Origin of the sequence: Streptococcus sp. FDAARGOS_520, from assembly GCF_003812685.1 — a bacterium.
Classification (GTDB): Bacteria; Bacillota; Bacilli; order Lactobacillales; family Streptococcaceae; genus Streptococcus; species Streptococcus agalactiae.
On record NZ_CP033810.1, the window covers coordinates 1,083,311 to 1,108,924 of the forward strand.

General features: G+C 36.5%; 24 protein-coding genes and 1 tRNA gene. 18 read left to right on the forward strand and 7 right to left on the reverse strand.

Annotation, left to right across the window (positions count from 1 at the left end):
- The first annotated feature begins 109 nt into the window (after window positions 1-109).
- The 8 genes from EGX96_RS05765 to gltX all read left to right on the forward strand — a co-directional run bounded on the left by EGX96_RS05765 (window position 110) and on the right by gltX (window position 8,685).
- The gene (locus tag EGX96_RS05765; protein ID WP_000170435.1) at window positions 110-1,714 is read left to right on the forward strand and encodes a CTP synthase; all 1,605 of its coding nucleotides are present in this window, start codon (window positions 110-112) and stop codon (window positions 1,712-1,714) included.
- Between the two features lie 108 nt (window positions 1,715-1,822).
- Window positions 1,823-2,749 carry an alpha/beta hydrolase gene (locus EGX96_RS05770; protein ID WP_123957825.1) on the forward strand — a complete coding sequence of 309 codons (927 nt, stop codon included), beginning with the start codon at window positions 1,823-1,825 and terminating at the stop codon, window positions 2,747-2,749.
- Between the two features lie 46 nt (window positions 2,750-2,795).
- Window positions 2,796-2,881: transfer RNA gene (locus tag EGX96_RS05775), tRNA-Leu, on the forward strand.
- A gap of 62 nt (window positions 2,882-2,943) precedes the next feature.
- Window positions 2,944-3,390: a dUTP diphosphatase gene (locus tag EGX96_RS05780; RefSeq protein ID WP_000049186.1), complete on the forward strand. Its 447-nt coding sequence runs from the start codon at window positions 2,944-2,946 to the stop codon at window positions 3,388-3,390.
- 161 nt (window positions 3,391-3,551) lie between these two features.
- Window positions 3,552-4,916, forward strand: a complete 1,365-nt coding sequence (gene radA, locus EGX96_RS05785) for a DNA repair protein RadA (RefSeq protein WP_001085195.1) — start codon at window positions 3,552-3,554, stop codon at window positions 4,914-4,916.
- A 135-nt stretch (window positions 4,917-5,051) separates the two neighbouring features.
- Window positions 5,052-5,549 carry a beta-class carbonic anhydrase gene (locus tag EGX96_RS05790; RefSeq protein WP_000214742.1) on the forward strand — a complete coding sequence of 166 codons (498 nt, stop codon included), beginning with the start codon at window positions 5,052-5,054 and terminating at the stop codon, window positions 5,547-5,549.
- Between the two features lie 153 nt (window positions 5,550-5,702).
- Window positions 5,703-7,022, forward strand: a complete 1,320-nt coding sequence (locus EGX96_RS05795) for an FAD-containing oxidoreductase (protein WP_000759706.1) — start codon at window positions 5,703-5,705, stop codon at window positions 7,020-7,022.
- 208 nt (window positions 7,023-7,230) lie between these two features.
- A complete protein-coding gene (gene gltX / locus EGX96_RS05800; RefSeq protein WP_001284500.1) occupies window positions 7,231-8,685 on the forward strand; it encodes a glutamate--tRNA ligase in 1,455 nt (484 codons plus the stop codon).
- Window positions 8,686-8,724: 39 nt separating this feature from the next.
- Here the strand turns inward: gltX and EGX96_RS05805 are convergent, their stop codons facing one another.
- Genes EGX96_RS05805 through EGX96_RS05830 form a run of 6 tightly spaced genes read right to left on the reverse strand, consistent with a single transcriptional unit; the run spans window position 8,725 to window position 14,446 of the window.
- Window positions 8,725-9,693 carry a substrate-binding domain-containing protein gene (locus EGX96_RS05805; RefSeq protein WP_000668256.1) on the reverse strand — a complete coding sequence of 323 codons (969 nt, stop codon included), beginning with the start codon at window positions 9,691-9,693 and terminating at the stop codon, window positions 8,725-8,727.
- Between the two features lie 52 nt (window positions 9,694-9,745).
- Complete coding sequence (locus tag EGX96_RS05810; RefSeq protein ID WP_000794185.1) at window positions 9,746-10,687, reverse strand: ABC transporter permease subunit; 942 nt, start codon at window positions 10,685-10,687, stop codon at window positions 9,746-9,748.
- A gap of 1 nt (window position 10,688) precedes the next feature.
- The gene (locus EGX96_RS05815) at window positions 10,689-12,167 is read right to left on the reverse strand and encodes a sugar ABC transporter ATP-binding protein (protein ID WP_000687230.1); all 1,479 of its coding nucleotides are present in this window, start codon (window positions 12,165-12,167) and stop codon (window positions 10,689-10,691) included.
- Between the two features lie 15 nt (window positions 12,168-12,182).
- On the reverse strand, window positions 12,183-12,581 hold the full coding sequence (gene rbsD / locus EGX96_RS05820; protein ID WP_000750743.1) for a D-ribose pyranase: 399 nt from the start codon (window positions 12,579-12,581) through the stop codon (window positions 12,183-12,185).
- Entirely contained in the window at window positions 12,556-13,467 is a 912-nt protein-coding gene (rbsK, locus tag EGX96_RS05825) for a ribokinase (RefSeq protein ID WP_000065863.1), read from the reverse strand. The genes rbsD and rbsK overlap by 26 nt, the downstream gene beginning before the upstream one ends.
- Window positions 13,460-14,446 carry a LacI family DNA-binding transcriptional regulator gene (locus EGX96_RS05830; RefSeq protein ID WP_000104359.1) on the reverse strand — a complete coding sequence of 329 codons (987 nt, stop codon included), beginning with the start codon at window positions 14,444-14,446 and terminating at the stop codon, window positions 13,460-13,462. Before EGX96_RS05830 ends, rbsK begins: the two co-directional genes overlap by 8 nt.
- A gap of 181 nt (window positions 14,447-14,627) precedes the next feature.
- On the opposite strand from EGX96_RS05830, the gene EGX96_RS05840 reads away from it, so the two are divergent.
- From EGX96_RS05840 to EGX96_RS05870, 7 genes are all read left to right on the forward strand, one after another.
- On the forward strand, window positions 14,628-15,716 hold the full coding sequence (locus EGX96_RS05840) for an ABC transporter permease (protein ID WP_000017575.1): 1,089 nt from the start codon (window positions 14,628-14,630) through the stop codon (window positions 15,714-15,716).
- Window positions 15,716-16,402: an ABC transporter ATP-binding protein gene (locus EGX96_RS05845; protein ID WP_001274148.1), complete on the forward strand. Its 687-nt coding sequence runs from the start codon at window positions 15,716-15,718 to the stop codon at window positions 16,400-16,402. Before EGX96_RS05840 ends, EGX96_RS05845 begins: the two co-directional genes overlap by 1 nt.
- 30 nt (window positions 16,403-16,432) lie before the next feature.
- The gene (locus tag EGX96_RS05850) at window positions 16,433-17,104 is read left to right on the forward strand and encodes a response regulator transcription factor (RefSeq protein ID WP_000590686.1); all 672 of its coding nucleotides are present in this window, start codon (window positions 16,433-16,435) and stop codon (window positions 17,102-17,104) included.
- Window positions 17,088-18,167, forward strand: coding sequence for a sensor histidine kinase (locus EGX96_RS05855; RefSeq protein ID WP_001874772.1), 1,080 nt, complete (start codon window positions 17,088-17,090; stop codon window positions 18,165-18,167). Before EGX96_RS05850 ends, EGX96_RS05855 begins: the two co-directional genes overlap by 17 nt.
- Window positions 18,168-18,320: 153 nt before the next feature.
- Entirely contained in the window at window positions 18,321-19,511 is a 1,191-nt protein-coding gene (locus EGX96_RS05860) for an argininosuccinate synthase (protein WP_000514041.1), read from the forward strand.
- An 18-nt stretch (window positions 19,512-19,529) separates the two neighbouring features.
- Window positions 19,530-20,918 (forward strand): argininosuccinate lyase, encoded by a 1,389-nt coding sequence (gene argH / locus EGX96_RS05865; protein ID WP_000164585.1) that lies wholly within the window; start codon window positions 19,530-19,532, stop codon window positions 20,916-20,918.
- Window positions 20,919-21,058: 140 nt separating this feature from the next.
- The gene (locus EGX96_RS05870; protein WP_001018987.1) at window positions 21,059-21,940 is read left to right on the forward strand and encodes a class II fructose-bisphosphate aldolase; all 882 of its coding nucleotides are present in this window, start codon (window positions 21,059-21,061) and stop codon (window positions 21,938-21,940) included.
- A gap of 83 nt (window positions 21,941-22,023) precedes the next feature.
- Here EGX96_RS05870 and EGX96_RS05875 read toward each other — a convergent pair whose 3' ends face one another.
- Window positions 22,024-22,941: an L-lactate dehydrogenase gene (locus EGX96_RS05875; protein ID WP_000197060.1), complete on the reverse strand. Its 918-nt coding sequence runs from the start codon at window positions 22,939-22,941 to the stop codon at window positions 22,024-22,026.
- 238 nt (window positions 22,942-23,179) lie between these two features.
- Between EGX96_RS05875 and rpmB the strand changes: the two genes are divergently transcribed.
- The 3 genes from rpmB (at window position 23,180) to EGX96_RS05890 (ending at window position 25,529) form a co-directional block, all read left to right on the forward strand.
- The gene (rpmB, locus tag EGX96_RS05880; RefSeq protein WP_001140949.1) at window positions 23,180-23,368 is read left to right on the forward strand and encodes a 50S ribosomal protein L28; all 189 of its coding nucleotides are present in this window, start codon (window positions 23,180-23,182) and stop codon (window positions 23,366-23,368) included.
- 131 nt (window positions 23,369-23,499) lie between these two features.
- A complete protein-coding gene (locus EGX96_RS05885; protein WP_000216445.1) occupies window positions 23,500-23,865 on the forward strand; it encodes an Asp23/Gls24 family envelope stress response protein in 366 nt (121 codons plus the stop codon).
- Window positions 23,865-25,529 carry a DAK2 domain-containing protein gene (locus EGX96_RS05890; RefSeq protein ID WP_000036700.1) on the forward strand — a complete coding sequence of 555 codons (1,665 nt, stop codon included), beginning with the start codon at window positions 23,865-23,867 and terminating at the stop codon, window positions 25,527-25,529. The genes EGX96_RS05885 and EGX96_RS05890 overlap by 1 nt, the downstream gene beginning before the upstream one ends.
- Window positions 25,530-25,614: the final 85 nt, after the last annotated feature.

The window sequence follows — 25,614 nt, forward strand, 5'->3', positions numbered from 1 at the left end:
AGTTTCTACTAGTTTTGACTAGAGAAGCTGGTATTATTTATCAATCATGTGTTTTGGGTTTTACCCGTAAACTAACTGTTAGATTAACATTTAATTTAAGGAGTTTTTAATGACAAAGTATATTTTTGTTACAGGTGGTGTGGTCTCTTCTATTGGTAAGGGGATTGTTGCAGCAAGTCTTGGGCGCTTACTAAAAAACCGTGGGCTAAAGGTGACAATTCAAAAATTTGATCCATATATTAATATTGACCCAGGGACAATGAGCCCTTATCAACATGGAGAAGTTTATGTTACAGATGATGGTGCAGAAACTGACCTTGACCTTGGACACTACGAGCGTTTTATTGATATTAACTTAAACAAATATTCAAATGTTACAACGGGTAAGATTTATAGTGAAGTTCTTAAAAAAGAACGCCGTGGAGAATACCTTGGTGCAACTGTTCAAGTTATCCCACACGTTACAGATGCTTTGAAAGAAAAAATCAAACGTGCTGCGACAACTACAGATTCAGATGTTATTATTACTGAAGTTGGCGGTACTGTTGGAGATATTGAGAGCCTTCCGTTTTTAGAAGCACTTCGTCAAATGAAGGCAGATGTTGGTTCTGATAATGTTATGTACATTCATACAACGTTATTACCATACCTAAAGGCTGCCGGCGAAATGAAAACAAAACCGACTCAACATTCTGTTAAAGAGTTACGTGGCCTAGGTATCCAACCTAATATGCTTGTTATCCGTACAGAGCAACCAGCAGGTCAAAGTATTAAGAATAAATTGGCACAATTTTGTGATGTTGCACCAGAGGCTGTTATAGAGTCCCTTGACGTTGACCATATTTATCAAATTCCACTTAACATGCAAGCTCAAAATATGGATCAAATTGTTTGTGATCACTTGAAGCTTGAGACACCTGCTGCTGATATGACAGAATGGTCAGCAATGGTTGATAAAGTAATGAACCTTGAGAAAAAAGTTAAAATTGCATTGGTTGGTAAATATGTTGAATTACCTGATGCCTACCTTTCAGTTGTGGAAGCCCTTAAGCACTCAGGGTACGTCAACGATGTTGCTATTGATCTAAAATGGGTAAATGCTGCTGAAGTGACAGAAGATAATATTAAAGAACTTGTCGGAGATGCAGATGGTATCATCGTTCCTGGTGGATTTGGCCAAAGAGGTAGTGAGGGTAAAATTGAAGCAATTCGCTATGCACGTGAAAATGATGTTCCAATGCTTGGTGTTTGTCTCGGAATGCAGCTAACTTGTGTCGAATTTGCGCGTAATGTTTTAAACCTTCATGGAGCTAATTCAGCAGAGCTTGACCCTAAAACACCGTTCCCAATCATTGATATCATGCGTGATCAAATCGATATTGAAGATATGGGTGGTACACTTCGCCTTGGTCTATATCCATGTAAATTGAAATCAGGTTCAAGAGCTGCGGCAGCTTATAATAATCAAGAAGTTGTCCAACGTCGTCACCGTCACCGTTATGAATTTAATACAAAATTCCGTGAGCAATTTGAGGCTGCTGGATTTGTCTTCTCAGGGGTATCACCGGATAATCGTTTGATGGAAGTTGTTGAGTTACCAGAGAAAAAATTCTTTGTTGCAGCACAATACCATCCAGAATTACAATCACGTCCTAACCATGCTGAAGAGCTTTACACAGCTTTTGTAACCGCAGCAGTTGAAAATATGAAATAACTTTATCGCCTCCCAGTATTAGGAGGCGATTTTATTTTTTTAGATAGTTTCACTATCAAAGTATCATTAGCTCTTTTCTTTTTCTAAAAATAAGGTATAATAGGTTGCATGAAAAAGATTCGATTATCAAAGTTTATTAAAATGATTGTTGTTATTTTGTTTTTAATTAGTGTAGCAGCTAGTTTTTATTTTTTCCACGTTGCCCAAGTTCGAGATGATAAATCCTTTATTTCAAATGGTCAACGTAAGCCTGGAAACTCTTTATATGCTTATGATAAATCCTTTGATAAGCTATTAAAGCAAAAAATAGAAATGACAAACCAAAATATAAAGCAAGTTGCTTGGTATGTTCCTGCTGTTAAGAAAACTCATAAGACAGCTGTTGTCGTTCATGGTTTTGCGAATAGCAAAGAGAATATGAAGGCATATGGTTGGCTGTTTCATAAGTTAGGATACAATGTTCTTATGCCTGACAATATTGCACATGGTGAAAGTCATGGGCAGTTGATAGGCTATGGCTGGAACGACCGCGAGAACATTATCAAATGGACAGAAATGATAGTTGATAAGAATCCATCAAGCCAAATTACTTTATTTGGTGTTTCAATGGGTGGAGCAACAGTCATGATGGCTAGTGGTGAAAAATTACCTAGTCAGGTTGTTAATATCATTGAAGATTGCGGTTATTCTAGTGTTTGGGATGAATTAAAATTTCAGGCTAAAGAGATGTATGGTTTACCAGCCTTCCCACTCTTATATGAAGTTTCAACAATTTCTAAAATCAGAGCAGGTTTTTCGTATGGACAAGCAAGTAGTGTCGAACAATTGAAAAAGAATAATTTACCAGCCCTCTTTATTCATGGTGATAAGGATAATTTTGTTCCAACAAGTATGGTTTATGACAACTATAAAGCTACAGCAGGTAAGAAAGAGCTTTATATTGTAAAAGGGGCAAAACATGCGAAATCTTTTGAAACAGAGCCAGAAAAATATGAGAAACGTATCTCTAGTTTTTTGGAAAAATATGAAAAATAATATTGACAACAATATGATAAGTTGATATAATTTATTATGTTGTTAAGCGGGGATGGCGGAATTGGCAGACGCGCAAGACTAAGGATCTTGTGACCGCTTTTGGTCGTGAGGGTTCAAGTCCCTCTCTCCGCAGACTAGTCGAGTTCATTTGGAACTCGACTTTTTGCATATTTAAGATAAAGATGGAGTATCACATGTCAAAAGTACGTGGCTTTGAATTAGTTAGCCAATTTAGCAATAAAGAGTTATTACCAAAACGAGAAACAGCTCACGCAGCTGGCTATGATTTAAAAGTAGCTAAAAAAACGGTTATTGAACCTGGTGAAATTACATTGGTCCCGACCGGTATTAAAGCATACATGCAACCAGGGGAGGTCCTGTACCTTTATGATCGTTCATCGAATCCACGTAAAAAAGGGATTGTCCTAATAAATTCAGTTGGTGTTATTGATGGTGACTACTATAATAACCAAGTCAATGAAGGACATATTTTTGCACAGATGCAAAATATTACTGATCAGGCTGTTATTTTAGAAGAAGGGGAACGGATTGTTCAGGCTGTTTTTGCCCCATTCTTATTGGCAGATGACGATCAGGCTACAGGAATGCGTACAGGTGGTTTTGGTAGTACTGGAAAATAAAATTATTTTACGAATAATGTTAGAAAAGGCTAGACTTACTTCTTAGCCTTTTTTGATGAGAGTAAACTTATATTTTCTCTAACTTGGTGTGATATAATGAGTGTACTAGTTATTTGGTACCAAGCTATCATATTAATTTAGAAGTTATAAAGGAGGCCTGAGTGGCTAAGAAAAAATCAGTCTTCACCTGTCAAGAGTGTGGTTACCAATCACCTAAGTATTTGGGACGTTGTCCAAATTGCTCAGCCTGGTCTTCATTTGTAGAAGAGGTTGAAGTTCAAGAAGTTAAAAATGCACGAGTTAGTTTGAACGGTGAAAAGTCCCGACCGACGAAGTTAAAAGATGTTTCCTCAATTAACTATTCTAGAACTAAGACTGATATGGATGAATTTAACCGTGTTCTAGGAGGCGGTGTTGTACCAGGAAGTTTGGTTCTGATTGGAGGAGACCCTGGGATAGGTAAATCTACTTTATTACTACAAGTATCAACTCAGCTAGCTAATAAAGGTACAGTATTATATGTCTCAGGTGAGGAATCTGCAGAACAGATTAAGTTACGAAGTGAGCGTCTAGGCGATATCGATAATGAATTTTACCTTTATGCCGAGACTAATATGCAAAGTATTCGGTCGGAGATTGAGAAGATTAAACCAGATTTTCTTATTATTGATTCTATACAAACTATTATGAGTCCCGAAGTATCAAGTGTCCAAGGCTCTGTTAGCCAAGTTCGCGAAGTGACCGCTGAATTGATGCAGTTAGCTAAAACTAATAATATTGCTACTTTTATTGTAGGTCATGTGACTAAGGAGGGAACATTAGCAGGCCCTCGAATGCTAGAACATATGGTGGATACGGTTCTTTATTTTGAAGGGGAGCGTCATCACACGTTCCGTATTTTACGGGCAGTCAAAAACCGTTTTGGTTCGACCAATGAAATAGGTATCTTTGAAATGCAGTCGGGTGGTCTAGTTGAAGTTTTGAATCCAAGTCAAGTTTTTCTTGAAGAACGTTTAGACGGTGCAACAGGATCTGCTATTGTTGTTACTATGGAAGGAACAAGGCCTATTTTAGCAGAGGTTCAAGCTTTAGTGACTCCGACTGTTTTTGGAAATGCTAAGCGTACAACAACAGGTCTTGACTTTAATCGTGTCAGTCTTATTATGGCAGTTCTAGAAAAACGTTGTGGTTTATTGCTTCAAAATCAAGATGCCTATTTAAAATCAGCGGGTGGTGTTAAATTGGATGAACCAGCAATTGATTTAGCTGTTGCTGTAGCTATTGCTTCCAGTTACAAAGAAAAACCCACAAATCCACAAGAATCATTTATTGGAGAAATTGGACTCACTGGTGAGATTCGTCGCGTGACACGTATTGAGCAACGTATTAATGAGGCTAGTAAATTGGGCTTTACTAAAATTTACGCACCAAAGAATTCTCTAGCTGGGATTGAAATACCTAAAGGCATTGATGTTATTGGTGTGACAACTGTTAGTCAGGTCTTAAAAGCAGTGTTTTCAACATAATGATTAGATTCGGTTCAGCCGAATCTTTTTTGGTGGCGAGAAACATTTCGTGAAAAATAATGGGCAAAATGATAATATAAAAGGGTTGGTATTTAGTAAATATCGAATGATGTTACACTAACAAAGGAGATCTCTATGACCACTTATTTTGATAACTTTTTAAAAACCAATCAAGCCTATGCTGACTTACATGGAACAGCTCATCTACCTATCAAGCCAAAGACAAAGGTTGCTATTGTAACCTGTATGGATTCTCGTTTACACGTTGCTCAAGCTCTAGGGCTAGCTTTAGGAGATGCTCATATTTTACGTAATGCTGGTGGACGAGTTACAGACGATGTTCTACGTTCTTTAGTTATTTCGCAACAACAATTAGGAACACGAGAAATCGTTGTTCTACACCATACAGATTGTGGAGCACAGACGTTTACTAACGAAGCTTTTGCTGCTCAATTACAGAGAGATTTGGGTGTTGATATGCATGGACATGATTTTCTTCCTTTTAATGATATTGAAGAAAGCGTTCGTGAAGATGTGGCAAAATTACATGCTTCTCCATTAATCCCAGATGATGTTGTTATTTCTGGTGCTATTTATGATGTAGATACTGGTCGTATGGTGGAAGTTAAATAGAAAAAATCCTGTCCTTAGCGATGGGTTTTTTTATTTTAGAAAACTAGATTTAAAGGCAACAGTTAGGCTTATCATGCCTTATGCTGGAATTCAGACAGAGGAAACATCTTTTGCTATACTGAAACTATACTATAAAAGCGGAGGAAATTTAAAATGAAAAAATATGATGTCATTGTTCTTGGTTTTGGTAAAGCAGGTAAAACATTAGCAGCAAAATTAGCAACACAAGGTAAAAGCGTTGCAATGGTCGAAGAAGACGATAAAATGTACGGGGGAACATGTATCAACATTGGATGTATTCCGACAAAAACGCTTTTAGTATCAGCTAGCAAAAATCATGATTTTCAAGAAGCTATGACTACTAGAAATGAAGTTACAAGTCGTTTACGTGCTAAAAATTTTGCTATGTTGGATAATAAAGACACTGTGGATGTTTATAATGCTAAAGCCCGCTTTATATCAAATAAAGTGGTCGAATTAACAGGAGGAGCTGACAAACAAGAACTTACAGCTGATGTTATTATTATCAATACTGGTGCTAAGTCAGTACAATTACCAATCCCAGGATTAGCTGATTCTCAACATGTTTATGATTCAACGGCAATCCAAGAATTGGCTCATCTTCCTAAACGGTTAGGTATCATTGGAGGCGGTAATATTGGGCTTGAATTTGCGACTTTATATTCCGAATTAGGGAGCAAAGTGACAGTTATTGATAGTCAATCCCGTATCTTTGCGCGTGAGGAAGAGGAATTATCAGAGATGGCTCAAGATTATTTAGAAGAGATGGGGATATCTTTTAAATTATCAGCCGATATCAAATCTGTGCAAAATGAAGATGAAGACGTTGTTATTAGCTTTGAGGATGAAAAATTAAGCTTTGATGCAGTATTATATGCAACAGGACGTAAGCCAAATACAGAAGGTTTAGCACTTGAAAATACAGATATTAAATTGACAGAACGTGGAGCTATTGCTGTTGATGAATATTGCCAAACTTCTGTTGAGAATATTTTTGCAGTTGGTGATGTTAATGGCGGCCCTCAATTCACATATATTTCTTTAGATGACTCACGTATTGTCTTAAATTATTTGAATTGTGATAAGGATTATTCTCTAAAAAATCGAGGAGCAGTACCGACTTCAACCTTTACAAATCCTCCTTTAGCAACGGTAGGTCTAGATGAAAAGACCGCTAAGGAAAAAGGATATCAAGTTAAATCTAATAGCCTTCTTGTTTCTGCCATGCCACGTGCACATGTTAATAATGACCTTAGAGGTATTTTTAAAGTTGTGGTAGATACTGAGACAAATCTTATTTTGGGAGCTCGCTTATTTGGTGCAGAATCCCATGAATTAATTAATATCATCACAATGGCAATGGATAATAAAATCCCATATACTTATTTCCAAAAACAAATTTTCACTCACCCAACAATGGTAGAGAATTTTAATGATTTGTTTAACTTTTAAGAATATTTTTAAAAAGTAAGGCAATTTTGCTTTACTTTTTTTATCGAAAATTAGTGTGGCTATTATTACTGATTATCATTTTTAGTGATTTAGTGGTATAATAGGGTTGATTGGCAATCATCTGTAAGAGTTTGAATGATGTTTTGCCCCCTTGACTAATTCAGTTAAACTGAAAAAGTTTACTATCAGAAAATATAGGAGTAGAATTTTGGCTAATAAGATTCGTGTGCGTTATGCACCAAGTCCAACAGGATTGTTACACATCGGAAATGCGCGTACTGCGCTCTTTAACTACCTTTATGCTCGCCATCATGGTGGGGATTTTGTTATTCGTATTGAAGATACTGACCGAAAACGCCACGTCGAAGATGGTGAACGCTCTCAATTGGAGAACTTACGTTGGCTAGGTATGGACTGGGATGAAAGTCCTGAAACACATGAAAATTATCGTCAATCAGAACGCCTTGAGCTCTACCAACGTTATATTGATCAGTTGTTAGCAGAAGGTAAAGCCTACAAGTCCTATGTGACTGAGGAAGAATTAGCAGCAGAGCGTGAACGCCAAGAATTGGCAGGCGAAACACCTCGCTATATCAACGAATTTATCGGAATGTCAGAAACTGAAAAAGAAGCTTACATTGCAGAGCGTGAAGCAGCAGGCATCATTCCGACAGTACGCCTTGCTGTTAATGAATCTGGGATTTATAAATGGACTGATATGGTAAAAGGTGACATTGAGTTTGAAGGCTCTAATATCGGCGGAGACTGGGTTATTCAGAAGAAAGATGGTTATCCAACTTACAATTTCGCAGTAGTCATTGATGATCATGACATGCAAATTTCGCATGTTATCCGTGGCGATGACCATATTGCAAATACGCCAAAACAATTAATGGTTTATGAAGCACTCGGTTGGGAAGCGCCACAATTTGGTCACATGACATTGATTATAAACTCAGAGACTGGTAAGAAATTATCAAAACGCGACACCAATACTCTTCAATTTATCGAAGACTATCGTAAAAAAGGTTATATGTCGGAAGCTGTCTTTAATTTCATTGCCCTTCTTGGCTGGAATCCTGGTGGAGAAGAAGAAATCTTCTCACGCGAGCAATTAATTAATCTATTTGATGAAAATCGTCTTAGCAAATCACCAGCAGCATTCGATCAGAAGAAAATGGATTGGATGAGTAATGATTACCTAAAAAATGCTGATTTTGAGAGTGTTTTTGCACTTTGCAAACCATTCTTAGAAGAAGCTGGTCGACTTACAGACAAAGCTGAAAAATTAGTTGAGCTTTATCAACCTCAATTAAAATCAGCTGATGAGATTGTACCATTAACAGACCTTTTCTTTGCAGATTTTCCAGAACTAACAGAAGCCGAAAAAGAAGTAATGGCAGCTGAAACAGTCCCAACAGTCTTATCTGCTTTTAAGGAAAAGTTAGTATCGCTTTCTGACGAAGAATTCACTAGAGATACTATTTTCCCTCAAATTAAGGCTGTTCAAAAAGAAACAGGTATTAAAGGTAAGAACCTATTTATGCCTATTCGTATTGCGGTTTCTGGTGAAATGCATGGACCAGAGTTACCAGATACTATTTATTTATTAGGTAAAGAAAAATCAGTTCAACATATCGATAATATGTTAGCAAAATTATAATATAAAAAGTCGTGAATTTTCACGACTTTTTGTGTACTTTTACCAATTGTATTTTTCAACATTGTCTTTGGTAACAAGGTAAATTGGAGAAATTGTTTCTTTCTCTACTTTTTTGCCTTTATAATAATCAATTGCTGCTTGAATTGCTATTTCTCCCATCTTAGCTGGTTGTTGTGCAATAGTGGCTGAAATATCTCCTTTTTTAATGGCATCATGGGCATCTGGCTGACCATCAATTCCTACGATAAGAACATTTTGCAAGCCAGCAGATTTGACAGCCTGTGCAGCCCCAAGTGCCATTTCATCATTTTGTGCGAAAATAATTTGGACATCTTTATGTCCTTGAATCATATTTTGTGTAGTATTCAAAGCTTTGGCGCGGTCAAAATTGGCAGATTGGCTTGAAAGGATGTCAAGTTTAGATTTTGCAACTGAATGAAATCCTTTACCACGGTCTACAGTAGCAGAGGCACCTGGTACTCCAGATAATTCAAAGGCTTTTGCTTTTTTGCCTAGTTTTTTAACGGCATAATCCGCAGCCATCTTACCAGCAGCAACGTTATCTGAAGCGACAGTAGTTAATACTTTGCCTCCCTCACTACCACGGTCCATTAGAATAACAGGAATATTAGCGTTGTTTGCAGACTTAATAGCTGTTACAATAGCTTTTGAGTCAACGGGATTAATCAAAATAGCATCTACGTTTTGACTAATAAAGTTTTGGACATCATCTGCTTGACGTGCGGCGTCATCTTGAGCATCAGCTACCTTAATGCTTATTTTTTTATTGCTAGCATATTTGTCAATACCGTCTTTCATCGCAACAAAGTAGGGATTGTTAGTTGTTGAAATAGATACACCTAGTTTCAAATCTTTAGCAGATTTTTTGGTTACATTTTTTGTAGAATTCCCAGAAGAATTTCCAAGTCCAGTTTTACCACATGCACCTAGAATGAGGACAATAGACATCAATAAGGCTAGAAAGCCAAGTTTTTTTCCAAATTTCATTTGAAACTCCTTTAGATAAAATATAATGAACTTATAGAAATTAGAGTAAAGACTATTTTGCTACTTTAAAGCGATCAAGTAAAACAGCCATTAAAATAACGATACCTTTCACAACTTGTTGCCAAAATGCAGAGACACCAATGATGTTTAATCCATTGTTCAGGACACCAATAATAAGAGCACCAATCAATGTTCCAATGATACGTCCTTTCCCACCAGATAAAGACGTTCCACCTAAGACAACGGCGGCAATAGCATCCATCTCATAACTTGCTCCAGCTGTTGGTTGTGCTGAGCTAAGGCGTGATGTGATAATTAACCCAGAAATGGAAGCCATGATACCTGAGATAGTGTAGATGATAATTTTAACTTTGTTTAACTTAATACCCGAGATATACGCTGCTTTTTCATTACCTCCTAAAGCGTAAACAGATTTCCCGAAGGCTGTTTTATGTAACAAAATATACAAAATAATAAAAGTAAGAAACATGAGAATGACTGGGAATGGGATACCAACAATATAGCCTTGTCCCAAAAATTGGAATAGAAAACTATCGGATAAGCCAGCGGTAATTGGGTTGCCGTTTGAATAAACTAGCGTTGCTCCTCTAAAGATAGTCATTGTTGCCAGTGTAACGATAAATGGTGCTAATTTTCCGTAAGAAATGAAGAGTCCGTTTAGCATTCCCAAGATGCCACCTAAGGCAACAGATAAAACGATAGCAATACCAACGGGTACTCCGTGGCCGATTAATCCAGCTGTTAATGCACTAGATAGGGCTAATATGGACCCGACTGATAAATCAATACCGCCAGTCAAAATAACGAAGGTCATCCCGAAAGCGATAAAACCATTTGCAGTTACTTGTAATAATAAATTGAGTAGATTATTGGTTGTGAGGAAATTAGGATTAATGAGTGTGATAATAACCATTAAACCAGCTAACGCAATCAGGGTTGTTAACTCTGATATATATTTCATCATATTTTTCACTTTACTTACCTCCTGTGGCTAGTTGCATAACTTTTTCTTGGTCAGCTTCTTTTCGACTGAGTTCTCCACTGATTCGACCTTCGTGCATTACCATGATGCGGTCACTAACACCTAGAATTTCAGGTAAGTCTGATGATACCATGACAATTGGAACACCTCTGTCTGCTAGTTCATTCATTAATTGGTAAATCTCTCGTTTAGCACCGACATCAACACCACGCGTTGGCTCATCAAGAATTAAGACTTTAGGAGCAATACCAATCCATTTAGCGAGAACGACCTTTTGTTGGTTACCTCCAGAAAGATTTCCAACCTCTAAATCTGGTCTCCCTGATTTAATGTAGAGACGATTAATCAATTGTTGCACAAATGTTGTGCTTGTTTTTTCATCAAAGAAACCATGTTTGCTAAAATCTTTAGTGCTAGGGAGAGTCATATTGTCCTTGATATTGAAGTCTAGGATGAGACCTTCATCTTTTCTATTTTCGGTCAAAAAACCAATGCCCTGCTTGATAGCTTGGCTTGGGGTAGTAATAGTGATTTCTTGGTCATCAATTTTCACCTTACCAGACTTCTTTTTATCAATTCCAAAGATAGTTCGCATAACTTCAGTACGCCCAGCTCCCATTAATCCAGAAAATCCAAGAATCTCGCCTTTACGGACATAAAAGGAAACGTCCTCGAAATTATCTCCACAGAGGTTACTAACTTCAAAAGCAACAGGCCCAATTTCAGAATGTTTTTCAGGATAGTAATCTTCCAATTTTCGGCCAACCATTTTTTTAACCAATTCGTCAGAATTTGTGAGTGATGTTTCTTTTGTATCTACAATGACACCATCTCTCATGACGGTTACGAAGTCAGTGATTTTAAAAATTTCCTCCATTCGATGGGAGATATAGACAACGCCCACTCCTTCTTGTTTCAAACCTCGGATAACTCGGAAAAGATTTTCAGTTTCACGATCTGTTAAAGCAGCAGTCGGTTCATCCATTACCAAAATAGAGAGTTGGTTTAGGAGACTTTTGGCGATTTCAATCATTTGTTGTTGTCCAACAGACAAGTTACCAATCGGGATGTCTAGGGGAATAGTCACACCTAATCTTTTAAAAGTTTCAAGTGCTTTTTGTCTCATTAATTTTTGATTGAGTAAGCCAAAAGTTGTCTTGATTTCACGTCCAAGAAAGAGATTTTCCAAGACAGTCATTTCCGGCCAAGTATTCATCTCTTGGTGAATAAAACTAATACCAAATTCCTCTGCTTCTTGAGGGTTTGAAAAAGTTCGTTCCTCGCCATCAATATAAATAGTTCCTGTACTTGCTGGAAAAAGTCCTGTTAGAATGTTCATTAAGGTTGATTTACCCGCACCATTTTCACCCATAAGCGCGTGTATTTGACCAGATTGTAATTCCAAATCAATCTTTTCTAGAACTTTATTAGTACCGAAGGATTTGGAGATATTCCTCATGTCAATTTTCATGGACTAAACTCCTTTCTAGATGATAACACCAGATTGTAGAATAATATTTGAATACGGTGTATTTTCACCTGTACGAATAACTGCTTTGACATCTTGGGTCATTTGTTTTAAATGATTGTGACTGACGTACTCTATGCTAACAGAGTTATCAAGTTTAGCTAATAACCTTGATAATTGATCCGGATTTGCTTCCTTGATTTCTTCTGCTAAAATGACTTTTTCAACTAAGATATTCTCTAAATAGATATCAAGTACCTCTTGGAAACTAGGTATTCCAGAGGTCAAAGACAAATCAATCTTTGGAATGCCATTTGGAACAGGTAGACCCAGATCTCCAATACAAACTCGATCAGTATGCCCAAGGTCGTCTGCTAATTTAGCGAGATGACTATTTAATATACCAGTCTTTTTCATAATGTTGGTTGTCCTCCATTTCTTTAATTGTAGGCATGCCACCCTGTGCACCAAATTTTTGCACGGATAAGTGAGCAGCTAGAGTTGCAAAACGTAAGGCCTTAGCAATCTTAAATTTTTTCGAGATAGCATAACCGAATGCACCGTTAAAAGTATCACCTGCACCAGTTGTATCAACAGCTTTAGTTTCTAAAGCAGGAATTAAATGACTTTCTTTTCCATCAGAGTAGATGGCTCCTTTTGTGCCGAGTGTTACGATTAGTTTTTCAGGATATGTGGCTAATATATCCTCTAGTTTTTGGTTTGGGAACAGCTCTTGACATTCGTGTTCATTTGGTGTGAAATAATCGACCTTATCGAGCATCTCAATATCAGTCTCTCTAGATGGTGCAGGATTATAGAGTAATTTAATACTATGTTCTTTACAAAAATTAGCAATTTTCATATTTGCTTGATGAGGAATTTCATTTTGTAATACAACTAAATCAGCTTCTTTAATTATTGACCACTCCTGAGACCATTTTTTAGTATCAACTTTTCCGTTGGCTCCAGGACAGTAAATGATTCGATTATCATTATTATAAAGAGTGATTTGGGCAACACCTGAAGAAGATGGTATCGTTCCCACAAAATCCGTAGTAACATGATTTTTGTTTAAATTATCCAAAAGAATGGGACCAAAAGAATCCTCGCCAATGGCACCAAGAATAGTAATATTATCTCGCTCTTGGCTAAGACGCCCAATAGCGACAGCCTGATTAGCACCTTTACCTCCTGGAACCATTGAAAAACGTTGGCCAAATACGGTTTCTCCCTCTTTGGCGATACGATTGGTTTCCATAACTAAGTCCATGGAAATACTACCGATAATGACAATGTTACTCATCTATTTTCCTCCTTAGGGTTTCACGTTCGACATAATGAACGGGTAATTTAATACGCTTATTGGTAATAGGTAATTGATTAGTAATTTTGAAAATTAATTCAGCTGCTTTTTGTCCCATAATATATGATGATTGGTGAATAGTTGACAACGAAGGGTAGATAAATTGGCTCATTAAAATATCATCATAACCAATAATTTGTACATCTTCAGGGATTCGCTTCCCTCGATTAAGAATCTCGTGTAGGTAGGCAATAGCATGTATATCAGATGGAGCGATAATGCTATCAATGTCTGGATGGTGGTCAAGTAAAGTTTTCGCTTCAATTTGAATCTCTGCAAAATCAAAACTGGCACTATCTTCGATAGCAAAACAAGCCCCTTTGTTTAATAGGTAATTTTGGCTTCCTTGAAACCTTTGATTAAGGTTATCAGCTTTATCTAGCGGACCACGAATGAGTAATATATTGGTAGCACCTGCTGTCCAAATAGCTTGAGCTGCTAATTTTCCTCCCTCTTTATTATCAGAGAAAACGCCGTACTGTGTTTCTTGATTAACGCGGTCAACAACTACAACTGGAATATCTATTTCAGGATGATTTTTGGTGAAATCGTGTGTTGTAATAATCCCTGCAGCATTACTTTGTAATAGCACATTTAAGTACTCTTCTTCTAAATGGCTCTTGTTATTTGTGTTGCCAAGCATGACACGATAACCCTGTTCTTTTAGAAATTCTTCAACTCCTCTAGCAAGTCTTGGAAAGAAAGGGTTTGAAATATCGGGAAGTAGTAATCCAACAAGTTGATTTTTTTTGGTTTTCAGAGATTGTGCAAGGAAATTTGGAACATAATGGAGTTCGCGGATAGCTTGCTCGATTTTTTGACTTGCTTTTTGACTAACGTAACCATTTTGGGATATATACCTTGAGACAGTAGATGTTGATACGCCAGCTTTCTCGGCGACTTGTCTAATCGTACTCATAGAAACTCCTTTCTTATATTGTGGAAACGGTTTCACAATTAGAATTGTAATCGCTTACTAAAAAATTGTCAAGCTATTTTTTAAATAATTTAATGATAAAATATCATTATTTTTAGAGGTCATATTCAAGTCATAAAGCTGTGATACTATGTTCACATCAAAAGATCAAAGGAGAAAAACCATGTCACATGCTTGGAAAGAATTAACCTTTTATAAGAAAAAATACCTCCTGATTGAATTGCTAATCATTGTTATGATGTTCATGGTAGTTTTTTTATCAGGTTTAGCAAACGGTTTAGGTAGAGCTGTTAGTGCTGCTATTGAAAATAACCCAGCTCAAACCTATATTTTGAATGAAGGTGCTGAACAAGTGATTACATCATCTGTATTGACAACTAAAGATCAGACAGATTTAAACAGTTTGAATTTAAAAGATAGTACCACTTTAAATATTCAACGTTCGAGTTTAACTCGACAAGGACACGAAAAGAAAATTGATATTTCTTATTTTGCTATTGATAAAGATTCTTTTATGGCACCTACACTTTCTGAGGGAAAACAACTGACAAGTTACAAAAAAGCTATTATTTTAAATGATAGTTTAAAAGCTGAAGGGATAAAGTTAGGTGATAAAGTGATTGATAAGTCATCATCTATATCACTAACAGTCGTTGGATTTGTCCATAATAGTATGTATGGTCACGGACCTGTGGCATTTATTGATAAAGACATTTATACCGAAATTAATAAAAAGATTAATCCTCAATACCAGTTCTTACCTCAGGCATTAGTTATGAAAAATGATAAAAGTATATCTCATTTACCAACTCAATTAGAAGCTGTTAGTAAAAAAGATGTCATTCAACATATTCCTGGTTATAGTGCCGAACAATCCACTTTGAATATGATTTTATGGGTCCTTGTCGTAGCTTCAGCTGGTATTTTAGGTGTCTTTTTCTACATCATCACACTTCAAAAACGTCATGAATTTAGCGTCATGAAAGCTATTGGGACAAAAATGTCAGAGATTGCCCTATTTCAATTGAGTCAAGTCATTATATTGGCACTGTTTGGTATCATTGTTGGAGATGGATTGGCGGTTGCTCTCTCTTATGTATTACCAGCTCAAATGCCATTTGTTATTAATTGGCAAAATATTATTCTAGTATCGTTTGTATTTTTAGTCATTGCAATGATTAGTAGTGCTTTGTCAATTGTAAAAGTTGCTAAAATCGACCCAGTCGAAGTTATTAATGGGGGAGGAGAATAATGTCAGCAATCTTAGAATTAAAACACATCTCAAAGCACTATCCAGATGGAGATGAGCTTTTATCAATATTAGATAATTTAGATTTATCAGTTTCTGCAGGTGAGTTTGTAGCTATACTGGGACCCTCAGGTTCAGGTAAAAGCACACTTTTATCCATTGCAGGGTTACTTCTTGGCGCAGATCAAGGTAGTTTGTATGTCAATCATGAGAACGTTACGGATTTGTCTCAAAGACAAAGAACACAATTGCGCCGTGAAGCACTAGGTTTTATATTTCAAAGTCATCAACTGCTTCCTTATTTAACAATCCAAGAACAGTTGCAACAAGAGGCTCGATTTGCAAAACACTATGATAAGAAAACAAGCTTGGAAGAAATTAATAAATTATTATCAGATTTAGGAATAGAGCAGTGTGCACATAAATACCCTAACCAATTATCGGGAGGACAAAAGCAACGCGCAGCAATTGCTAGAGCATTTATTAATCATCCTAAGGTTATCTTGGCAGATGAGCCAACAGCTAGCCTTGATGAAGAACGTGGGCGTCAAGTTACAGAACTTATTCGTCAGGAAGTTAAATCACATAATACTGCAGCTATTATGGTGACACACGATGAGCGCGTTCTAGATTTAGTAGATACCGTTTATCGTTTAAAGGACGGGAAATTAGTTAAAGAAAACTTCTAACTTGTGTTACAATAAGCTAGAGGTGATTTAATGATTAAAATATTAGTTGTAGAGGATAACATTGTTCAACAAAAAATCATTACCACAAAATTAACACAAGAGGGCTACCAATTTATCACTGCTTCAAATGGACAAGAAGCTCTAAATTGTCTAGATACAGAAGAAGTACAATTGATTATAACTGATATCATGATGCCCATGATGGATGGTTATCAATTAATTCAAGAACTCAGGTCAGCTGCTTATAATGTTCCAATCATTGTTATGACAGCAAAATCACAAATGGAAGATATGACAAAAGGGTTTGGCCTTGGTGCAGATGATTATATGGTTAAGCCTGTGCAGTTACAAGAATTAGCTTTACGTATTAAGGCACTCTTGAGGAGAGCTAATATTGTAGCTCAACATCAGCTAATTATTGGGAATACTTGTCTTAATGAAGATGAATTAAGCTTGAAATATTTTGAGCAAGAAATTATATTTCCTCAGAAAGAATTTAGGGTTCTTTTCCACTTACTTAGCTATCCTAATAGGATTTTCACACGTTTAGAACTATTGGATAGTATTTGGGGAATGGATACTGATTTAGATGAGCGGGTGGTAGATGCTTGCATCAATAAAATTAGACGAAAAGTAGAACACTTACCAGATTTTAAGATTGAGACGGTGAGAGGGGTAGGGTATCGTGCAAAAAATGACTAAGCTAAGGCGATTTCGGTTTCCGTTAAGATTTTATTTCACATTAATGTTTGTGTTAACGATGCTTTTCTCAGTCCTAGCTTCTCTTTTACTAGTTGCAGCAATAGTTTTTACTTTTTTTCAAGGAGTCTTAACTACTCATGTATTACAAGTTAGTGCTCTCGCTGTTGTTTTTTTAAGCCTTGTGATAGCTAGTATTAGTATGTGGTACGGTTCTTATCATTTAACAAAACCAATTTTAGATATTAGCCATATTGTGTCCAATGTTGCAGACGGTGACTTTGAAGGGCATATTTATCGAAACAGTAATCGTCGTAAATCCTATGAGTATTATAATGAATTGGATGAGCTATCTGAAAGTATTAATCAGATGATTGTTTCTTTATCTCATATGGATCATATGCGAAAAGACTTTATCACTAATGTTTCTCATGAGCTAAAGACTCCGATTGCTGCAGTAGCTAATATTGTAGAACTATTACAAGATCCAGAATTAGATGAAGAAACACAAAGTGAGTTATTAGGTCTTGTTAAAACAGAGAGCCTAAGGTTAACAAGATTATGTGATACGATGTTGCAAATGTCGCGCGTGGATAATCAGGAGACTATTGGGGAGCTATCCTCTGTTCGTGTAGATGAACAAATTCGTCAAGCAATGATTAGTTTAACAGAACGTTGGCAAGCTAAAAGGATAAATTTTCAACTGGATTCAAAACCATATACTGTTTACTCAAACTCTGACTTGCTGATGCAAGTTTGGATAAACCTTTTAGATAATGCAATAAAATATTCCGAGGATATTGTAGACTTAAGTGTACGAATGGAAGAAACTAATAATCATTATCTGAGAGTTATTATTTCTGATAAAGGTAGGGGAATTTCTCAATATGATGTTCAGCATATATTTGATAAATTTTACCAAGCGGATCAGTCGCATAATCAACAAGGAAATGGATTAGGACTAGCAATAGTTAAACGTATAATTGTTCTTTGTAAGGGACGTATTAGTGTCTCCAGTCAGTTGGAAATTGGAACAGAATTTTGTGTAGAACTACCTTTATCATAATTATTTAAAACAATAACTGCCAATTGGCAGTTATTGTTTTATTTGTTTAGAAATAAATATACTAAAAATAGACAAAAACTATAAAAATATTTGACAATAAATATAGCAAGTGTATAATATTACAAAACATAGGAATTTGGAAGGGGATTTTTTATGGGAAAAGAAAAATTAATTTTAGCTTATTCTGGTGGTTTAGATACCTCTGTTGCTATAGCTTGGTTAAAAAAAGATTATGACGTTATTGCTATCTGTATGGATGTTGGCGAAGGTAAAGATCTTGATTTTATTCACGATAAGGCTTTAACAATAGGTGCCATAGAATCTTATATTTTAGATGTTAAAGATGAGTTCGCTGAGCATTTTGTTTTACCAGCTTTACAGGCACATGCGATGTATGAACAAAAATACCCGCTTGTTTCAGCGCTTAGTCGTCCAATTATTGCCCAAAAATTAGTTGAAATGGCACATCAAACAGGTGCGACCACAATTGCACATGGCTGTACAGGTAAAGGAAATGACCAAGTGCGTTTTGAAGTTGCAATTGCAGCACTAGATCCTGAATTAAAAGTAATTGCCCCTGTTCGTGAGTGGAAGTGGCATCGTGAAGAGGAAATTACTTTTGCAAAAGCTAACGGCGTACCTATTCCAGCAGATTTAGATAACCCTTATTCTATAGACCAAAATTTATGGGGACGTGCCAATGAATGTGGTGTGCTTGAGAATCCTTGGAATCAAGCGCCAGAAGAAGCTTTTGGTATTACAAAATCACCAGAAGAAGCTCCTGATTGTGCAGAATATATTGATATTACGTTCCAAAATGGGAAGCCTATAGCTATAAACAATCAAGAAATGACACTAGCAGATTTGATTTTATCGCTAAATGAAATTGCAGGAAAACATGGTATTGGACGCATTGATCATGTTGAAAATCGTTTAGTCGGTATCAAATCACGTGAAATTTATGAATGTCCTGCGGCAATGGTACTGTTAGCTGCTCATAAAGAAATTGAAGATTTAACACTAGTTCGTGAAGTGTCTCATTTTAAACCTATCCTTGAAAATGAACTATCAAATCTTATTTATAATGCTTTATGGTTTAGTCCAGCTACAAAAGCTATCATTGCCTATGTCAAAGAAACACAAAAAGTGGTTAATGGTACTACAAAAGTTAAGTTATATAAAGGTTCTGCCCAAGTCGTTGCTCGCCACTCATCTAATTCATTATATGATGAGAATTTAGCAACCTATACAGCTGCTGATAGCTTTGATCAAGATGCAGCAGTTGGTTTTATCAAACTCTGGGGACTTCCAACCCAAGTTAATGCCCAAGTAAACAAAGGATAAATAAAGGAAGATAAGAGGATGACAAAAAATCATAAGTTATGGGGTGGTCGTTTTGAAAGTAGTCTTGAAAAATGGGTTGAAGAGTTCGGTGCATCAATCAGTTTCGACCAAAAATTAGCTCCCTATGATATGAAGGCTTCTATGGCCCATGTCACAATGTTAGGCAAAACGGATATTATTAGTCAAGAAGAAGCAGGCTTGATAAAAGATGGTTTAAAAATACTGCAAGATAAATACAGAGCAGGTCAATTGACTTTTAGCATATCAAATGAAGACATTCATATGAACATAGAGAGCTTATTAACCGCTGAAATTGGAGAAGTAGCAGGTAAGCTTCATACTACACGTTCACGAAATGATCAAGTGGCTACAGATATGCACCTTTATTTGAAAGATAAATTGCAAGAAATGATGAAGAAATTGCTTCATTTACGAACAACCTTAGTTAATTTAGCAGAAAATCATATCTATACTGTTATGCCAGGGTATACACATTTACAACATGCTCAGCCGATTTCATTTGGACATCATCTAATGGCTTACTATAATATGTTTACGCGTGATACAGAGCGATTAGAGTTTAATATGAAACACACCAATCTATCACCATTAGGAGCTGCTGCTCTAGCAGGGACAACGTTTCCTATTGACCGCCATATGACAACTCGTTTATTAGATTTTGAAAAACCATATAGTAATTCGCTTGATGCTGTCTCAGATCGTGACTTTATCATAGAATTTTTATCCAATGCTAGCATTTTAATGATGCATTTATCACGTTTTTGTGAAGAAATCATTAATTGGTGCAGTTATGAATATCAATTCATCACATTATCAGATACTTTCTCTACAGGATCATCTATTATGCCTCAAAAGAAAAATCCTGATATGGCAGAATTAATTCGAGGGAAGACAGGCCGTGTTTATGGAAATTTATTTAGTTTACTAACTGTTATGAAATCATTGCCGTTAGCTTATAACAAAGATTTACAAGAAGATAAAGAAGGGATGTTTGATAGCGTAGAAACAGTCAGCATAGCTATTGAAATCATGGCTAATATGCTTGAGACAATGACTGTGAATGAGCACATAATGATGACCTCAACGGAGACTGATTTTTCAAATGCAACAGAATTAGCAGATTATTTAGCAAGTAAGGGGGTACCTTTCAGAAAAGCACATGAAATTGTAGGTAAATTGGTTTTAGAATGCAGTAAAAATGGTTCTTATTTACAGGATATACCTTTAAAATATTATCAAGAAATTTCAGAGTTGATAGAAAACGATATCTATGAGATATTAACTGCAAAGACAGCAGTTAAACGAAGAAATTCATTAGGAGGAACGGGGTTTGACCAGGTTAAAAAACAGATCCTATTGGCACGTAAAGAATTGAAAGCGGAATGACTGCTTTCTGAAAAAACCCTCGTTTAACTCTGTTAAGTTTCTCACGTATTTTCAGTAAAAAACTAGCATTTTTTATAGAATTGTGCTAGAATTAACGTGTAAGTGGGCAACGCCCAAAAAATAAATAGGAGGCCTGAATAATGGCAATCGTTTCAGCAGAAAAATTCGTCCAAGCAGCTCGTGATAACGGCTATGCAGTAGGTGGATTTAACACAAACAACCTTGAGTGGACTCAAGCTATCTTGCGCGCAGCAGAAGCTAAAAAAGCTCCAGTACTTATCCAAACTTCAATGGGTGCGGCTAAATACATGGGTGGTTACAAACTTTGTAAACAACTTATTGAAACTTTGGTTGAATCAATGGGTATTACTGTACCAGTTGCTATCCACCTTGACCACGGTCATTACGATGATGCCCTTGAGTGTATTGAAGTAGGTTACACTTCAATTATGTTTGATGGTTCACACCTTCCAGTTGAAGAAAACCTTGAAAAAGCACGCGAAGTTGTTGCTAAAGCACATGCTAAAGGTATTTCAGTAGAAGCTGAAGTTGGTACTATCGGTGGTGAAGAAGATGGTATTGTCGGTAAAGGTGAATTAGCACCAATCGAAGACGCTAAAGCTATGGTTGAAACTGGTATTGACTTCTTGGCTGCAGGTATCGGTAACATTCATGGACCATACCCAGCAAACTGGGAAGGACTTGACCTTGATCACTTGAAGAAATTGACTGAAGCTGTTCCTGGTTTCCCAATCGTGTTACACGGTGGTTCAGGTATTCCTGATGATCAAATCCAAGAAGCTATCAAACTTGGTGTTGCTAAAGTTAACGTTAACACAGAATGTCAATTAGCTTTCTGTCAAGCAACTCGTGACTACGCTGTTGAATTCAACGCTAACGAAGCTGAATACATGAAGAAAAAACTCTTTGACCCACGTAAATTCTTGAAACCTGGTTTCGATGCAATTACAGAAGCAGTTGAAGAACGTATTGACGTGTTTGGTTCAGCAAACAAAGCATAATTAACATAAACAGATAATAGTTAAAAGCTCACTTATGGTGAGCTTTTTTTGGATTATATGACTTTTTATTAAATAGATACTCTTTAAAGATTGATATGCTTAAGATAATTTCGAATAAATGCCGCTGAATCTGTGAGTTGTTGCTCTTCTTTTGGGCTTAGTGAAAGAGAAATTCTTTCTACAATTCCTACTCTACCAATAATAGCTGGATATCCAAGGTAAACCCCTTCGGACTCATAGAAGGTAGATACAGGTAGTAACTCATGGGAATCATTTAACACAGTTAAAACGATGCGGACAGCTGCGGTAGCGATACCATAACTAGTATATTTTTTACCAAAAAAGACAGTGTGCCCGCCTTTTAAAGAAGCTTCTTTTATCTGTTCTAATTCTTCTGCTTTTAATAGTGATATAGCTGGTTGTCCTTTTACAGTTACCTGACTCCAAGCGACAAATTGGGAGTTACCATGCTCTCCTAGATTATAACCACCGATACTCCTTGGATCAACTTGTAGGCGTTGACCAAGCACTCTTTTCATCCGAGCAGTATCCAATAAGGTTCCTGTTCCGATAACGCGTGATTTAGGAAATTGAGTATATTCTTGATAAAGCTGGGTAATGGCATCAACAGGATTAGTAACGACAATAAGGATCCCTCTAAAACCAGATGATTTTAACTTTTGGCTAACGTCGTAGACTTCTTTACTGGTAAATGGTAGTTCAGCAAAGCGATTAGCTTCTTTGTTATTCTGTAGTGAAATATCACCTAAGGCTGAAATCACAACATCAGCATCTGACAACGCGTCATAGTCGTTTAATACTAGATTAGCGTGATAAGTAGCATTTGCCAGAGCATCTTGAAAATCAATCATATCAGCATTAACCTTATCAACATTAGTATCAATAAAGACATAATCATCACCAATACCTTGTGCAATAAGAGCGTGTGCAACAGTTGATCCAACGTGCCCCATGCCTATAATTCCAATTTTACGTGTCATATGAAACCTCCTTTGATTATTGTTGTCTATTATAATATTTTGAAAGAAAATGTAAACTAAAAAATGAATTAGAAGGAAGTGTGTCTTATTATAAAAAATATGTAAGCGATTTAGATAAAACAAATGAAAAAGTAATTTTGAAAAGAACTTGCTAGAAGAAGTAAGTTGTGATAGAATAGTCTAGTATGTGGTGCTAGCACATCCGTAAATATTGATCAATATAGGAGGAACTCGTAAAATGGCTAAAGTATGTTATTTCACAGGACGTAAAACAGTTTCTGGTAACAACCGTTCACACGCGATGAACCAAACAAAACGTACTGTTAAACCAAACCTTCAAAAAGTTACTGTTCTTATCGACGGTAAACCAAAAAAAGTTTGGGTTTCAGCTCGTGCGCTTAAATCTGGTAAAGTAGAACGCGTTTAATAAACTGAGAAAGCCTTAGGGCTTTTTTTAGTGTTTCTAAGGCTGATTTGATAGTTAGATGCCTCTATTTTTTTACAATAATAGTGAGATATGATAGAATAGAGTGATAAAAACCTTTTGAGGTAGTAGATATGACTGTAAAAATCAATACAAGAGATGGTCAAATTGAACTCTCTGATGACGTTATTGCAACTGTCGTTGGAGGTTCAGCAACGGAAATTTTTGGCGTTGTTGGTATGGCAAGTAAAAGTGCTATCAAAGATAACTTTCAAGCACTTTTGCGTAAGGAAAACTACGCAAAAGGTGTTGTTGTGAGGTCTAGTGAAGCGGGCATCGTAGTAGATGTTTATACTGTCATGAGTTACGGCGTCAAAATTAGTGAAGTTTCAAAAAATATTCAAGAGCGAGTGAAATTCAATCTCGAAAATCAGCTTGGTTTATCTGCTGATATGGTGAATGTTTATGTGCAAAGTATTAAGGTTGTAGGAGAAGATTAGTGTCAAAGATTACGACAAGTTTATTCCAAGAAATGGTACAAGCTGCCAGTACACGTCTGAGTAAACAGGCAGAGTATGTCAACTCATTAAATGTATTCCCAGTTCCAGATGGTGATACTGGTACGAATATGGGGATGACTATGGAAAACGGAGCCAAGGAAGTTTCGGACAAACCAGCGACGACTGTTGGAGAAGTTGGTCAAATTCTTTCTAAAGGTGTATTGATGGGAGCACGTGGAAATTCAGGTGTAATTACATCACAATTATTCCGTGGTTTTGGTCAAAGTATCAAGGATAAAGAAGAATTAACGGGTCAAGATTTGGCACACGCTTTCCAGAATGGTGTTGAAGTAGCTTATAAAGCCGTTATGAAACCAGTTGAAGGAACTATCTTGACAGTATCACGCGGTGCAGCTACCGCTGCTCTAAAAAAAGCTGAAGAAACTGATGATGCAGTTGAAGTTATGCGCGCAACTCTCAAAGGTGCTAAGCGTGCTCTTGCTAAAACACCGGATATGCTACCTGTTCTTAAAGAGGTTGGTGTTGTTGATTCTGGTGGTCAAGGACTCGTCTTTATTTACGAAGGTTTCCTCTCAGCACTGACTGGGGAATATATCGCATCAGAAGATTTTAAAGCAACTCCCGCAACAATGACTGAAATGGTTAATGCAGAGCACCATAAAGCTGTAGTAGGCCACGTAGCCACAGAAGATATTAAATATGGCTATTGTACAGAAGTCATGGTTGGTTTAAAGCAAGGACCAACTTACGTTAAGGAATTTAACTACGAAGAATTTCAAGGTTATCTTAGCAATCTAGGGGATTCTTTACTAGTTGTTAATGATGATGAAATTGTCAAGGTTCATGTTCATACAGAAGATCCAGGTCTTGTTATGCAAGAAGGTTTGAAATATGGATCGCTTGTGAAGGTTAAAGTTGAAAACATGCGTAACCAACATGATGCCCAAATGCAAAAGGTTGAAGTTGAAGAAACTGTCAAAGAAACTAAAGAATATGGTATTATTGCTGTTGTAGCTGGTGACGGTCTAGCTGAGATTTTTAAATCACAAGGTGTTGATTATATCATCTCTGGCGGCCAGACTATGAACCCATCTACAGAAGATATTGTAAAAGCGATTGAAAAAGTAAACGCTAGAAATGTTATTATTTTACCAAACAATAAGAACATCTTCATGGCTGCACAGTCAGCTGCAGATGTCGTTGATATTCCAGCAGCAGTAGTAGAGACACGTACAGTTCCACAAGGATTTACTAGCTTACTTGCTTTTGATCCTGCTAAGTCTCTTGAAACTAATGTAGCTGATATGACAAATAGCCTCTCAGATGTCATTAGTGGTAGTGTGACTTTAGCTGTTCGTGATACAACGATAGATGGCCTTGAAATTCATGAAAACGACATCCTTGGGATGGTTGATGGTAAAATTCTAGTATCTACACCAGATATGGAAAAAGCACTTAAAGACACTTTTGATAAAATGATTGATGAAGATAGTGAAATCGTGACAATCTATGTTGGTGAAGATGGTAAGCAAGCATTAGCTGAGACCTTGTCGGAATATCTTGAGGAAACTTATGAAGATGTTGAAGTTGAGATCCACCAAGGAGATCAACCTGTATATCCATACCTCATGAGCGTTGAATAATTGATAAAATTAAAAATTAGGAGAGATACTTCTAATTTTTTATTTTATCAGAGTTTCTATTTTAGTATGATAAAGCATCAGTATT